The 14187-nt window shown below is 52.4% G+C and carries 10 protein-coding genes and 1 pseudogene; all 11 read left to right on the forward strand.

What is annotated here, in order from left to right; translation table 11 throughout:
• Positions 1–223: 223 nt before the first annotated feature.
• The 11 genes and pseudogenes from wbaP (at position 224) to Q3H59_RS07115 (ending at position 14126) form a co-directional block, all read left to right on the forward strand.
• Positions 224–1657, forward strand: a complete 1434-nt coding sequence (wbaP, locus tag Q3H59_RS07065) for an undecaprenyl-phosphate galactose phosphotransferase WbaP (RefSeq protein ID WP_101763360.1) — start codon at positions 224–226, stop codon at positions 1655–1657.
• A 273-nt stretch (positions 1658–1930) separates the two neighbouring features.
• Positions 1931–3061, forward strand: coding sequence for a polysaccharide export protein (locus Q3H59_RS07070; protein WP_101763361.1), 1131 nt, complete (start codon positions 1931–1933; stop codon positions 3059–3061).
• Positions 3062–3070: 9 nt separating this feature from the next.
• The gene (locus Q3H59_RS07075) at positions 3071–3505 is read left to right on the forward strand and encodes a protein tyrosine phosphatase (RefSeq protein WP_101763362.1); all 435 of its coding nucleotides are present in this window, start codon (positions 3071–3073) and stop codon (positions 3503–3505) included.
• Positions 3506–3517: 12 nt separating this feature from the next.
• Positions 3518–5696 (forward strand): annotated as a pseudogene (wzc, locus tag Q3H59_RS07080) (tyrosine-protein kinase Wzc).
• 181 nt (positions 5697–5877) lie between these two features.
• Positions 5878–7014 carry an EpsG family protein gene (locus tag Q3H59_RS07085; protein WP_137386120.1) on the forward strand — a complete coding sequence of 379 codons (1137 nt, stop codon included), beginning with the start codon at positions 5878–5880 and terminating at the stop codon, positions 7012–7014.
• A 15-nt stretch (positions 7015–7029) separates the two neighbouring features.
• Positions 7030–7752, forward strand: a complete 723-nt coding sequence (locus tag Q3H59_RS07090; protein WP_192411529.1) for an SGNH/GDSL hydrolase family protein — start codon at positions 7030–7032, stop codon at positions 7750–7752.
• Positions 7753–7776: 24 nt separating this feature from the next.
• Positions 7777–8955 (forward strand): acyltransferase, encoded by a 1179-nt coding sequence (locus tag Q3H59_RS07095; RefSeq protein ID WP_101763366.1) that lies wholly within the window; start codon positions 7777–7779, stop codon positions 8953–8955.
• 74 nt (positions 8956–9029) lie between these two features.
• The gene (locus tag Q3H59_RS07100; protein ID WP_101763367.1) at positions 9030–9947 is read left to right on the forward strand and encodes a glycosyltransferase family 2 protein; all 918 of its coding nucleotides are present in this window, start codon (positions 9030–9032) and stop codon (positions 9945–9947) included.
• A 73-nt stretch (positions 9948–10020) separates the two neighbouring features.
• Positions 10021–10773, forward strand: coding sequence for a glycosyltransferase family 2 protein (locus Q3H59_RS07105; protein ID WP_110866651.1), 753 nt, complete (start codon positions 10021–10023; stop codon positions 10771–10773).
• 50 nt (positions 10774–10823) lie between these two features.
• Positions 10824–11858, forward strand: a complete 1035-nt coding sequence (locus Q3H59_RS07110) for a glycosyltransferase (RefSeq protein ID WP_101763369.1) — start codon at positions 10824–10826, stop codon at positions 11856–11858.
• A 57-nt stretch (positions 11859–11915) separates the two neighbouring features.
• Positions 11916–14126, forward strand: a complete 2211-nt coding sequence (locus Q3H59_RS07115) for a phage tailspike protein (protein WP_192411531.1) — start codon at positions 11916–11918, stop codon at positions 14124–14126.
• The last annotated feature ends 61 nt before the right edge of the window (positions 14127–14187 follow it).

Here is a 14187-nt window from a genome sequence, read left to right on the forward strand (position 1 = left end):
CTGAAGCGCCTTTCTCTTGGTTTAATGGTCTGCCACTGTGGTAAGGGAAGTCGGACTAATCTGTTGGTATTAATCACAATTCTCTTGCTTACTATTGTGAGAATTGATTTGGCCTCAGAGAATTTACCGCAGATTGCCTCAACAAATGCAGTGAATATTTCGCTCATTTATCAAACAGCGTTGAGGCATTAGGGATTAAAGAAATAATATAAAAGAGTTAACTATGCGCGATAACGAAATTACATATAAAAGTCTTCTGACAAAAATTTTACTGGCGTGCTCGGATTTAATTTGTTTCAACGCAGCATTATTTATTGCGATGGCATTGATTAATTCGTTTACCCATTCTCCACTGGCAGATATATCTGAAAAATACCTGCATTTAAAAATTGCTACGCACATTGCGCTTTCCGTTATTTGCGTGGGCTGGTTCTGGGTTCGCCTGCGTCATTATACCTATCGCAAGCCATTCTGGTTCGAGCTCAAAGAGATCTTTCGTACCATTCTTATTTTCTCTGTCATCGATTTGTCAATTTCAGCCCTTTCACAGTGGCAAATGTCGCGCTTTGTCTGGGTAGCGACCTGGGTTCTGGCGTTGATTATGATTCCTTTAGCGCGCGCCATCTCTAAGCGTGTGCTGAATCATTATGGCATGTGGAAGAAGCAAACCATCATCATCGGCAGCAGCCGCAATGCCCAGGAAGCCTGGCAGGCGCTGCAGAGCGAAGAGGTGATGGGCTTCGATGTTATCGCCTTCTTCGATGTCGATAAGAGCAGCCCACAGGCCAGCATCTCAGGCGTGCCTGTGCTGCATAATGAACAAGAGTTGTGGCAGCTGACCAACAGCGAAACCCAATTCATCGTGGCGGTTGAGTTCGAACAGAGCCAGCACCGCGACCACTGGCTGAAAACTCTGGCGATGCACAATTGCCGCTCGGTTTCTGTTATTCCAACACTGCGCGGTGTACCGCTGTACGGCACCGACATGGCTTACATCTTTAGCCATGAAGTGATGATTCTGCGTGTGAATAACAATCTGGCGAAGCGCACGTCACGTTTCCTTAAGCGTGCATTCGATATCGTCGGCGCGCTGAGCATTATCCTCGCGCTGTCCCCGGCGTTGCTGGTCCTTGGATTTATGGTTGGCCGCGATGGCGGACCACCGATTTACGGTCATGAACGTGTGGGCTTAGGCGGCCGTAAGTTCAAATGCCTAAAATTCCGCTCAATGGTGATTAACTCGAAAGAGGTGCTGGAAGAGGTACTGCGTACCGATCCTGTAGCCCGCGCCGAGTGGGATAAAGATTTCAAACTGAAGAACGATCCGCGCATCACCAAAGTCGGCCATTTCATCCGTAAAACCAGTCTGGATGAGCTGCCGCAGCTGTGGAACGTGGTACGTGGCGATATGAGCCTGGTGGGGCCGCGCCCGGTGATTGAAGATGAGCTCTGCCGTTATGCCGGTGATGTCGATTATTACCTGATGGCGAAACCAGGCATGACGGGATTGTGGCAGGTTAGCGGTCGTAACGACGTTGACTATGAAACACGCGTCTATTTCGACTCGTGGTATGTCAAGAACTGGTCGCTGTGGAATGACATCGCGATTCTGTTTAAGACGGTTGGCGTAGTGCTGAAACGCGATGGCGCCTATTGATAGACAGCGAAGCCGGGGAGGGCAGCAAGCTCCCCGGTTGAAAACTGCGGGTGCTGGGTGTGTCGTTATTAGACAGCTGCACTGATTGAGTCTGTATAACCATTTTAATTGATGTCGTCTTTAGACTCGGTGACAACATAAAACCAAGGGAGCGCATAATAATGACCCACAGTTTCAGTGTTTAACCCGTCACATTCCATTTTTGTAAGACGCTACACAGCGGGCGATTTCGCCTCTATCAATCAATAACTGATAGCGAAGAATCAGATGATAATGAAAATTAAATTGATACCTTTACTGGTATCCGCGACTTTTCTCTCCGGATGCACCATTGAGCCGGGTTCTCACCTTTCCACCAGTGGAAAAGATGTCATAGAGCAACAGGATAGCAACTATGACATCGACAAATATGTCAACGTCTTCCCGCTGACGCCGCGTCTGGTTGAACAGATGCGTCCGAAGCCGTTAGTCGCGCAGGCTAACCCGATGCTGCAAAATGAAATTCAGAGCTACGAATACCGTATCGGTGTCGGCGACGTGCTTAACGTCACCGTCTGGGATCACCCAGAGTTGACCACACCTGCCGGTCAGTACCGTAGCGCCAGCGACACTGGTAACTGGGTACAGGCAGATGGCACCATTTTCTACCCGTACATCGGTAAAGTGCGCGTAGCAGGCCGAACGGTTACCGAGATCCGCAGCGAAGTGGCGCGTCGTCTGGCGCAATACATCGAAAGTCCGCAGGTTGACGTTAACGTCGCCTCGTTCCGTTCGCAGAAAGCGTACGTGACCGGTTCGGTCACCACCTCCGGACAACAGGCGATCACTAACGTGCCGCTGACCGTGCTGGATGCCGTCAACGCCGCCGGCGGTTTAGCGGCTGACGCTGACTGGCGCAACGTGGTGCTGACGCACAACGGCAAAGAACAACGCCTTTCGTTGCAGGCGCTAATGCAAAACGGCGACCTGAGCCAAAACCATCTGCTCTATCCGGGCGACATCCTTTACGTGCCACGTAACGACGATCTCAAAGTCTTCGTGATGGGTGAAGTGAAGCAGCAGTCAACGCTGAAGATGGACCGCAGCGGCATGACGCTGGCCGAAGCACTGGGCAACTCGCAGGGTATGGATCAGACCACCTCTGATGCCACCGGCGTGTTCGTGATTCGTCCGATTCGCGGCGCCAACCGCACCAAGATCGCCAACATCTATCAATTGAATACCAAAGATGCGGCATCGATGGTGATGGGCACCGAATTCCAACTGGAGCCGTACGACATCGTCTATGTCACCGCGACACCAATCACCCGTTGGAACCGTGTGATTTCGGGCCTGCTGCCGACCATCGTAGGTATTGACGATGCCAGCTCCTCGGCCCTTCGTTTCCGCAACTGGTCGAACTAAGGGTTCGCCATGATTAAGTCCGTGTTAGTCGTCTGCGTCGGCAATATCTGCCGCTCCCCCACCGGGGAGCGTCTGTTCAAACGCGCGCTACCAAACATCCGGATTGCCTCCGCAGGGCTCAGCGCGCTGCAAGGCTATCCGGCGGACCAGAAAGCCCTGGCTGTGGCCGCCGAACACGGCGTGTCGCTGGAAGGGCATCAGGCTCAGCAATTAACGGCCAGCATGTGCCGTGACTATGACCTGATTCTGGTAATGGAAAAGCGCCATATTGAACAGGTGAATCGCATCGATCCAGCCGCACGCGGAAAGACCATGCTGCTTGGCCACTGGCTCAATCAGCAGGAAATTGCGGATCCGTACAAAAAAAGTCGCGAGGCCTTTGAAGAGGTCTACGGGTTACTGGAAAACGCTACCCAGAAATGGGTCAACGTATTAAGCCGATAGTTGGGAATATCCATGAATATCAAAAACAAGGTTATGACCGCGCCAAAGGAAGATTCGAATGGATGGGATCTGGCGCATCTTGTGGGACAGCTGATTGATCATCGCTGGATCATTGTTGCCGTTACCGCCTTCTTCATGCTGGTAGCCACGCTCTACACACTGTTTGCTACACCAATCTACAGCGCGGATGCGTTAGTCCAGGTTGAACAGAAGAATGCCAGCTCAGTACTGAATGAGTTAGACAGCATTCTGCCGCCAACGCCGGCGTCCGATACCGAGATTCAGATTCTGGAATCGCGCATGGTTATCGGTAAAACCGTTGACGATCTGGGTCTGGACACCGTTGTCACCCAGAACTATTTCCCGGTGATTGGTAAAGGTCTGTCGCGTTTGATGGGTAACAAGCCATCAACCGTCGCCATCTCCCGCCTGGAAATTCCACGCACCATCGATAAGCGTACCGTTGAACTGGAAGTGACCGGTCCTGACTCGTATACCGTGTCAGCGGACGGTGATGAGCTGTTCAAAGGTAAAGTTGGTCAGCTGGAAACGCACGGTGATGTGACCATGCTGGTAAGCGGCATCAATGCCGATGAAGGCACCAGCTTCAGCGTTACCAAACTGAACGAGCTGCAGGCGATTAACTCCGTGCTGGCCAACCTGACCGTTGCGGATAAAGGTAAAGACACGGGCGTGCTGGGTCTGGAGTATCTGGGTGAAGATCCAGAGCAGATCAGTAAAGTGCTGAACCAAATCGTCAATAACTACCTGCTGCAGAACGTTGAACGTAAATCTGAGCAAGCGGAAAAGAGCCTGGAATTCCTGCGCAACCAGCTGCCGCAAGTGCGTGGCAAACTGGATGATGCCGAAGACAAGCTGAATACCTTCCGTCGCCAGAACGAGTCGGTTGACCTGTCGCTGGAAGCCAAATCGGCGCTGGATTCTTCTGTCAGCGTGCAGAGCCAGTTGAACGAACTGACCTTCCGTGAAGCCGAAGTGTCTCAGCTGTTTACTAAAGATCACCCAACCTACCGCGCCTTGCTGGAAAAACGCCAAAACGCTGGAAGGTGAGCAGGCGCAGCTGAATAAAAAGATTTCTCAGATGCCACAGACGCAGCAAGAGATCTTGCGTCTGACGCGTGATGTGCAGTCTGGTCAGGAAATCTACATGCAGTTGCTGAACCGTCAGCAAGAGCTGGGTATCAGTAAAGCCAGCACCGTGGGTGATGTACGCATCATCGATGGCGCAGCAACCGGCAACAGCCCGGTGGCACCGAAGAAACTGCTGATCATCGCGGCGAGCGTGATTCTGGGTCTGATGGTTTCTGTTGGTCTGGTGCTGCTGAAAGCGCTGCTGCATCACGGCATCGAAAATCCAGAGCAGCTGGAAGAGCTGGGCATGAACGTCTATGCCAGCGTACCGCTGTCAGAATGGCAACGTAAGAAAGATACCGAAGCACTGGCGCGTCGTGGCAACAAGGTGAAAACCGATCCCCACGAAACGCTGCTGGCGCTGGGCAATCCAACTGATCTGTCAATCGAAGCGATTCGTAGCCTGCGTACCAGCCTGCACTTCGCGATGATGGAAGCGAAAAACAACATCCTGATGATCACCGGCGCCAGCCCAGGTATTGGTAAAACCTTTATCTGTGCCAACCTGGCAACGCTGGTCGCCAAAGCGGGCCAACGTGTGCTGTTCATCGATGGTGATATGCGTCGCGGTTACACCCACGAACTGCTGTCAGCCGATAACAAATCCGGTCTGTCTAACGTGTTGTCAGGCAAAACCGAGTTCAGCCCGGCGCTGATTCAGAAAGGCCCGTACGGTTTTGACTTCCTGCCACGCGGTCAGGTGCCACCAAACCCATCTGAACTGCTGATGCATCGTCGCATGGGTGAGCTGCTGGATTGGGCGAGCAAGAACTACGACCTGGTGTTGATTGATACGCCTCCGATTCTGGCGGTCACCGATGCGTCTATCATCGGTAAGCTGGCCGGTACGTCGCTGATGGTGGCGCGTTTCGAAACTAACACGCCGAAAGAACTGGATGTCAGCTTCAAGCGCTTTGCCCAGAACGGTATTGAGATTAAAGGTGTGATCCTTAACGCCGTGGTGCGTAAAGCCGCCAACTCTTATGGTTACGGTTACGACTATTACGACTACGAGTATGGCAAACCGACCAAAAGTTAATTTGCCCGTCATTCACAGTTAATGATGAGGGTAATCCGGTGAAGAAAGGGGCGGGTTGACCGCCCCTTTTGATCGCACCGTTTGAATGACGACACGCAACGATTTACACAGGTGATTCTCTCTATAACGCCATTAAAAGCCACCGCTGGCACGAGAACTTGTGGAATTAAGGAATCACACCATGGCTCCATATTGGTATTTATCAGGGTTTTTGCTGTTGCTTGCGCTGGTCGAAATCCTGTTGAAGAAAGACGAACGCACCACCCATATTCTGACTTACCTGCTGTGCATCGCCACGGTCACGCTGATTATTTTCGCCGGTATTCGCGGTCTCGGTACCGGGATGGACGACTATCAATATCGCAGCTTCTTTGCCGACTTCGTCCGCCGTATTGAGGTCAACGGTTTTGCCAACACCGTCGCCTTCTTCCGTTATGAACCGCTGATTTTTGCTATCGCGTGGATCACCAGCCTGTTTTCACACAATGCCAGCGTGTTCCTGTTTGTGTTCAGTATTCTGGCAGTTTCAACCAACGCCATCTTTTTCAAAAAGATGTCACCGTATCCGGTGTTGGCATTGGCGCTTTACTCGGCGCATATCTTTATCAACAAAGACGTAAACCAGATTCGTTTTGGCCTGAGCTCGGCGCTGTTCCTTGGCGTGATCTGGACTATTTACCTCAAGCAATACTGGTGGGCGTTTGCCTTCTTTATTCTGTCCTTCCTCAGCCACAACACCGCAGTAATGGTGGTGACCATCATTCCGTTCCTGTTTATTCGGGAATCGCGCTGGTGGCCGGTGGCCATCATTATATTCAGTGTGCCACTTTCGGTGGTGGGCGGGACCGGCTTTATTGCCTTGATCGCCGGACATCTGGGATCGATGGGCGAGAGGGCCGCAGGCTACAGTAACGAAGCCTCGAATGCCGGTGACGGCAGCGTGGTGTCAGTGTCCAACCTGAAAAACATCATGCTGGTGTTTATCTTTGTCTACTTCATGCTGAGCAACCAGCTCAAGCGTGAACAGTACGACGTGTGGAAGCTGAACTATCTGTTGATTCTCACTTTTGCCATCGGCGGCGGTATCAGGATCTTCTTCTACAACTACTCATCGGGTGCGCGCCTGTCGAACTACCTGCTGCAGGTCGAACCGATTATTTTGACATCGCTAATCTTCCAGTCAAAACGCGTACTGAAACCCGCGATGTTTGCGATGTTCGCTTTCTTCCTTGTTTATTACCTCTACTACAACACGATCTCACTGAAGCAGGCCGTTGTGGGCTATGAAGTTGCTCGTGAATTCAAATTGTTTCATTAACCGATGAGAGGAAATATGCGGAAGACTTTACTGGCAATTCTGATCACCTCTGCGCCGCTACTGGCGCAGGCAGAGGATCATCCCGGCACCTTCATCATCGCCGCCTACGGTGACTCCACCACCGCTGGCGTTACCGCGTCGGGCAATCGCAATATCCTCAGTAAAAATAATGAAGTGAGTTTTTTGCAGCAGATGTTGCGTGAGAAATACGGCAACAACATTGAGGTGAAGAACCACGGCATGCCGGGCGCACAGGTTTCGGTGCTGGTTTACGACAAAGACAATACGCCGATGGATTGGTCAGAACGCATGGCGAAATCCGATGCCAACATGATTCTGATTAACTATGCGATCAACGATGCGCGCATCAACTTCTTCAAAGACAAAGGCGAGCGCATTGAAACGCCGCAAGAGTATAAGCGCATCATCACCGAGCTGGTCAAAGGCGCGAAGGCGAATAACAAGCTGGTGGTGTTACAGGAACCGAATCCCATTTGTGGCAAAGCCGAGCGCTGGAACGTCTGGCCGTATGTTTATCAGTTAAATGAAGTGGCTAAAGAGCAGCAGGTGCCGATTGTGAAGCAGTACAGCGCCATCAAGCAGAACCGTGACTGGCAATCTGAGATGTCGCCTGATTGCATTCACCCGAACGAGATGCTTTATAAGCAGAAAGCAGAAAGAACCTTCAACGTCTTAAGCAGCACTTTCGATAGCGTTTTGTCGCGGCACAGCAGCTAACCCAACTCAGATTCAGGAGCTGACATGTATGTATTAATCATGGTGCTGTCATTTTGTCTGGCGCTAATCATTCTGCGAGTATTCTCCTTCCACAAAGGCGTGTACAACAGTAGCGGTATTAAAAGTATCTCTGGCATGCGCGCGCTGCTGGCCAGCATCGTGGCGTTCTCACATTTCGCGCACTACATCTATTCGCTGGATGGTCAGTGGGTGTTCGATAAAGACTATTTTGCCTGGTTCTCCGAAGGCAACTTCTTCGTTAACTCCGGTAAATTCGGTGTACTGCTGTTCTTCATGATCTCCGCCTTCCTGTTCTATCGCTGGCTGGATAATGAAACCCTGACGCCAGGGCAGCTGACGCACAAGCTGCTGAAGTCGCGTATCCGCCGTATCGTCCCGATGTTCTGGTTCTCCGGTTTTGTCATCATCGCGGTAGGCGTGGTGCAGGGCGATCTCACTTATAGCCTCACGGCAGTAAAAGATGCTGTGCTGTGGTTGCTGTTTATTGGCAGCTACCGCATGGGTGATTTCCTGACGGCGGATGTCAACGCCGGTGTGGAATGGACGCTGCGCCTCGAATGGTTGCTGTACCTGTCGATTCCGCTGATTTACGTGCTCAACCGCGCCACCAAAGGTAAATACAAAACGCTGCTGATTCTCGGCTCGATCGGCGTGATTTTCTGCGTGGCGGTTGGCCTGCGTCTGTGGGGCAAAACCTATACCGATCCGCGTCCGGTGCTGGGCTTCGCCATGGGTTATCTGGCGTATAAGTATCGCGACATGTTTGCGCACTACAGAACCTCCAGCCTGGCCGGCTTTGCGGTGATTGTGCTGTCGCTGTTCTCGCTGTCGTTCACCAGCAACACCTTCTGGTATCTGATTTTCCTCTGCTGCCTGACGGTAATCTTCTTTATTGTCAGCAGCGGCAACGCCGTGTTTGGCATTCTGGAAAACAAAACCCTGATGTCGATTGGTGAGGTGAGTTACAGCCTGTATCTGATTCACGGTGTGGTGCTCTATTTCATCAAGCAGATCCCGGAAACGCTCTATCCGCATTCGTTCCTGTTCTACACCTTGCTTTCAACGTTGTTCTTTGTCGCCTCCTTCTATGTGGCGAAATTGACGTATCTGTTTGTCGAGAAACCGTTTATCGGCAGTAGCAACAAGAAGAAAGTGGCGATGAAGACCTCGCCGACAAATTAGGACATCACCCATTATTCTTTTGAGCCCACAAGTTATATCATTGATTTTGTAACTTTTTTAATGAGGTGCTGGCAATGCAGGAGATTCGCTTCTCAATTGTTATTCCCGCGTATAACGCGTCGAAATCGATTGTCACGACGCTAGATTGCGTCAAAGCGCAAACCTATCGCAATTTTGAAGTCATTATTGTTGATGACAAATCGGCCGATGCGGCTGAACTGGCGCAGGTGGTACGCAGCGAACGTTATCAGGATTTGGCTATCAAACTGGAGCTGTCTGAGGTCAAACTCAACGGCGCTGGCGCCCGTAACAAAGGTATTGAGCTGGCAACCGGCGACTTTATCAGCTTCCTCGATGCCGACGATGAGTGGCATCCGGACAAGTTATTGGTGGCGAGTGAAACCATCGCCAAACTGGAAGCGCAGGGCAAATCGCGCTACGTCATCTTTAGTCAGGTGAACATCCATCAGGATGGCAGCTTCCTCAAGGTGATGCCGATGCAACCGCCCGGCAAAAACGAAACCGTGGCCGAGTATCTGTTTGGCTGTTACGGCTTTATTCAAACCAGCACCATCGTGCTGAAGCGCGAAGATGCGGCGCAAATCCAGTTTGACGCGCGCTATATTCGCCATCAGGATTATGACTTCTGCATCCGCGCTGACCGCATGGGTTACGCCTTCGTGATGATCGACAAACCGCTGGCAACCTACCATCTGGTGACCAAATTTGGTTCCAAGCACAAAGGCGAATCGGTCAAATACTCCTTCTTCTGGCTCGATACCATGAAGCCGCATCTGACCACGCGTGACATCCATACTTACAAGGCGTTCAAGCTGCCGCTGCGCTACAAGATGGATGGTAAATCGCTGCAGGCCAGCCTCAGCTTTGCACGCTACTTCTTCCTCACCAACCGTGACAATCGCGCCTACTTCATGAATCGCCTGCTCGATAAGGTGAAGTCGCGCTTCTCGGGCAGAAGAGCCGTCTCCTGATTCACTTTTAAACACTTTCACTTGCTCCCTACACGGGGGCAATTTTTTGGTTCCTGAAACTCCGGGTAGACAAATGACAAATCATGTTGGCACCGTCGGTATTGTGATGCCGATGTATAACGCGCGAAATACCGTTCTGCGCGCGGTTGAGTCGATCATCAACCAGACCTACAGCGACTGGCATCTTTACCTGATCAACGACAAATCCACCGATGATTCACTCGCCTTGGTGCGTGAACATTGTCAGGACGCGCGTATCACCATTCTCGACAACGAGGTCAATCAGGGCGCAGCCGAAACCCGTAACGTGGGGCTGCGCGCAGCGAAAGAAGCGATCATCGCGTTTCTCGACAGCGATGACGAATGGCACCGCGAAAAACTGGCCGAACAGACGGCCGCGATCGCCGCCGGCGACGATTTCGTGATCACGCATTATCACTACAAAACCAAAACCGCTGACCACGATATCAACTACAGCAAACCCTACCTGCAGCAGGAAAACTTCGTGAAGAAGCAATATCGTGTTTGCTTCTCCTCGGTGTGTTTCCGCCGTCCTCCACAGGGCATCTTCTTCCAGCGTAAAGGCCACGAAGATTTCCTGTTCCTCTATGAGTTGTTCCTCCGCTACAAACAAGCCCGCGTGATCCAGAAAACCCTGGTCAACTATTACGAGTTGGGCGATTCACTGTCGCGCAACAAAAATAAAGCGGCGAAGTGGCACCTCGAATTATTAAGAATTATCTATAAAAACAATCCGTTAAAAGTATATTACTATTATGTCTGGTATATGGTGAATGGGGTTCTTTTTGCCTTAAAACACCGCTAAGCGCAACGGTGATTTAGCTGCTTTTATATTTTTGAGGTGGAAAGGATTGTATGAAAAAGATCGTTTTGGTGATTAAAGATGCCTACTCGTATGCGGGCACGGAAAACATCTGCAACTTTATGTCTGAGTGCCTCGGCGAGCAGCATGAAGTCACCATTTACTCGCTGGAAGGCCATGGCAAAACCTTTTATCCGTTCGAACGGGTGAAAAAAATTGTCAGCTTTGAAGGCCACAGCAACCCAATTAAAAGCGCCGTTAGCAGCATTCATCAGGAAGGCTTCGACAGCGTATTCCTGATCAGCATGGGCCGCCTGAGCGTGATGTTCGCCTTCTGGAACCTGATGGCGCTGAAGAAGAAGCGCTTCAAGGCGTATGCCTGCGAACACATCGCGATTAACTCGTTCAGCAAGCCGATTAAGCTGCTGAAGTGGCTGATGCTGCGCTATTACGACCAGGTGATCGTCCTGACCGACAAAGATCATCAGGTGTTTAACCGCTGGAATATTGCCAGCCAGCAAATCCCCAATCCGGTGGTGTACAAAGCGTTTCAACGTCAAACGCGCAGCCGTCAGGCGCTGGCGGTGGGACGTCTTGATAACCAGAAAGGCTTCGACCTGCTGCTGGATATCTGGGCCGACTTCAGCAAGAAACATCCCGAATGGAAACTGGTGATTGCCGGTGACGGCGAACTGCGTCAGCAGCTGCACGATCAGGCTGCGGCGTTAGGTATCACTAATAGCGTTAACTTCGTCGGCAAAGTCAGCAACATCAATGATTACTACCGCGAAAGCGATATGGCGCTGATGACTTCACGCTATGAAGGCTTGCCGCTGGTGCTGCTGGAAGCCAAATCCTGGTCGCTGCCGGTGGTGGCGTACGATTGCCCAACCGGGCCGCAGGAGATCATCAACCACGGTGAAGATGGCTTCCTGGTGCCGATGAATGACAAAACCACCTTTATCAAGCGGATGGAGCAGCTCGCCAGTGATGATGGCCTGTTCTATGCCATGAGTGAAAAAACCAAAGAAACCGCGCTCAAGTTTGACGGTAATCAGATCAAGCAGAGCTGGCTCGCCCTTGTTTAGCGACAATTATCGTGCCTCGGGAATCCTTTTTGGCCGCACAACCACGGGAATTGAAGCATGAAAAGAAGAGAAGTCTTGCAGGCCGCAGCCTCCTCGATTGTTACTGCGCTCTCAGTGAGTGCGTTTTCCAGCTACGCCGCAAAAAGTGGTCAGCCAACGTTAAAATCCGTCGATCCTGCCAGCGTACCGGCAGGCGATGTGCCGATTCTGACGCCAGAAAACGTCTATACCATGCCGCCGCAGTTCTGGCAGAACTTCGAGGGCAAACTGTGGATCGGTAAAGCGGGCAGCGATGCCAGCCAGGCCGGCAATCAGATCCCGGTGTTTCTGCGCGATGCCAATGGCAAAGTGTCACAAATCAGCCAGCCGATTGCGCTGAACAAAGGCAACTTCGCCCAGTTCATTCACGACAATGCGGCGTTGATCGCCAATCCCGCGCACTCAATGGTGGTGGAGGACGATCAGGGCCATACGCTGTTTTCTATCAGCGATGTCTCGCGCCCTAATCAAAGCAACTTCAGCCAGCGTCTGGCGCAGCCGAACGGCTACCAGCTGATTGGTGAAATCCCATCGGTTGAAGAGCTGCGCAAAACCCGTCCGCTGTTTGCCGGTGCCAAAATCAAGCTGAAAAGCTGGCACGAAGGGCTGGAAGTGGGCGGCGGCGAGTTCGTCGGCACCTTCGGCGATGGCAAAGATGATGGCGGCGTGAACTTCAGCGGCAACGGTTTCACCTGGCGTCGCGTGGTGGAAGATTTTAATCGCCTGACGCTGTTTGATTTCGGTGCTATTGCCGACGGCAAAACCGACACGGCACCGGCGATCAAAGCCATGTATCAATGGTCGATTGATGCCAGCCAGCAGATTTGCGTGCAATTCCCGGCCGGCACCTTCTTTGTCTCTGAATGTGATTTCGGTGACGAAGGACGTCGCTTCTTCCGCATTTCCGGCGCGATGGTCAACTTCGGTTATTTCCCGGCGACCACGCTGGTTTCCGACGGTCGCTCCGAATTCCTGTTCCAGGTGAATGCGCGCTGGACGGAAATCTCCAACCTGAATTTCAACGGCAACACCGACAAGCGTCCGAATAAACAGGGTTTGTTCCGCAATACCTGTCCGGGCGGCCAGTTCTTCCGTGGCGCCTGCTTGCGCTTCAATCAGGTGGGCGGCGTTTCGCTCAGCCTGCTGGATACGCTGGATTGCAAAATCGACCAGTGGTACGCCAACGCCTGTACCGGCGATGTGATTAAGGCCAGCTGGTCGGGGCAAAAGGCCGGCGCCTGGGATCACAGTACCGCGATTGAGCTCTCCAACTTCAACGCCCAGCACTGTAAAGGCGGCATGGTGTTGAATCTGCCGCGCTGCAGCCAATCCATCATCCACAACGGCTGGATTGAGCACAGCGATTTCCCTGGCGACATCTCGAACGGCCAGTGGATTGTCGATGCGCTAAGCATTGAGGATTGTAAGAACCCGCTTAACGCGCGTAACTCGCGCCTTAATATGCGCCAGACCAATCTGCAGTCGGGCAGCTGGATTGATAACTCGCTGGAAGGCGAGCGCTGGCTGAACATCTGGGAAATGGGCTCAACGCGCGTTGAATCCTACGGCGTCGCCATTGATGGCAGTCTGAAATACAACTACATCACCTCGCGCTTCCGCCTGACCAACAACAGCGATCAGCAAACCTGGTTTGAACTCGGCAACTTCTACTCGCCAACGGTGGGCGATAGCTGGGAGATCGAGGTATTTGGTCAGTCGCAGTTTAATAACGGCACCGCCAATCAGCCGCTGATGGATGTCATCGACGGTAAAGGCACCGGCGGTCGCGCGGTGATTCATCTGCAGCGCAAGAAAAACAAAGCGGAAGCCAGCTGGTCAGCGGAAGGTAGCTCGCCGGTGGTGGAGGTACGTTTCGAACCGCGCACCGATACCGACACCAAAGTGTTCGTGAAGTTAGCGGGCTGGACGCCGACCACCGCTGTGCTGATCAAAAGCACCGCCAAGGATCGCTTCCTGACCGGTCGCTGTGCGCGCGTTGACGCCGTGATGGACAAAGGCGCGCCGGGCAGCGCAGCGCAACAGGCCCCGCAGCGTTTTAGCCTGCACAACGGCAAAGCTGGCATCGGCGGTAACGAGCAGGGCGATCTGCTACTGGCCTCGCGCGCGCTGAAGCCGGAACAGGTGGATACACGCGAACCCAAAGGTTTCATCTCGGTAGTGATCAATGGCGAGCAGGTGGCTATGCCGTATTTCGCCGTGAAGTCATAACGCACACCGATCGTAGCGGCGCAATGTATTGCGCAATGCCAATGTCAGGTACGCGCGATGC

Source organism: Pantoea sp. SORGH_AS_0659 (assembly GCF_031453915.1).
GTDB lineage: Bacteria > Pseudomonadota > Gammaproteobacteria > Enterobacterales > Enterobacteriaceae > Pantoea > Pantoea leporis.

Excerpts from the sequence above, each read along its gene's own strand:
- wbaP (WP_101763360.1), top strand. The coding sequence starts at position 224 with ATGCGCGATAACGAAATTACATATAAAAGTCTTCTGACAAAAATTTTA.
- Q3H59_RS07070 (WP_101763361.1), top strand. The coding sequence starts at position 1,931 with ATGAAAATTAAATTGATACCTTTACTGGTATCCGCGACTTTTCTCTCC.
- Q3H59_RS07075 (WP_101763362.1), top strand. The coding sequence starts at position 3,071 with ATGATTAAGTCCGTGTTAGTCGTCTGCGTCGGCAATATCTGCCGCTCC.
- Q3H59_RS07085 (WP_137386120.1), top strand. The coding sequence starts at position 5,878 with ATGGCTCCATATTGGTATTTATCAGGGTTTTTGCTGTTGCTTGCGCTG.
- Q3H59_RS07090 (WP_192411529.1), top strand. The coding sequence starts at position 7,030 with ATGCGGAAGACTTTACTGGCAATTCTGATCACCTCTGCGCCGCTACTG.
- Q3H59_RS07095 (WP_101763366.1), top strand. The coding sequence starts at position 7,777 with ATGTATGTATTAATCATGGTGCTGTCATTTTGTCTGGCGCTAATCATT.
- Q3H59_RS07100 (WP_101763367.1), top strand. The coding sequence starts at position 9,030 with ATGCAGGAGATTCGCTTCTCAATTGTTATTCCCGCGTATAACGCGTCG.
- Q3H59_RS07105 (WP_110866651.1), top strand. The coding sequence starts at position 10,021 with ATGACAAATCATGTTGGCACCGTCGGTATTGTGATGCCGATGTATAAC.
- Q3H59_RS07110 (WP_101763369.1), top strand. The coding sequence starts at position 10,824 with ATGAAAAAGATCGTTTTGGTGATTAAAGATGCCTACTCGTATGCGGGC.
- Q3H59_RS07115 (WP_192411531.1), top strand. The coding sequence starts at position 11,916 with ATGAAAAGAAGAGAAGTCTTGCAGGCCGCAGCCTCCTCGATTGTTACT.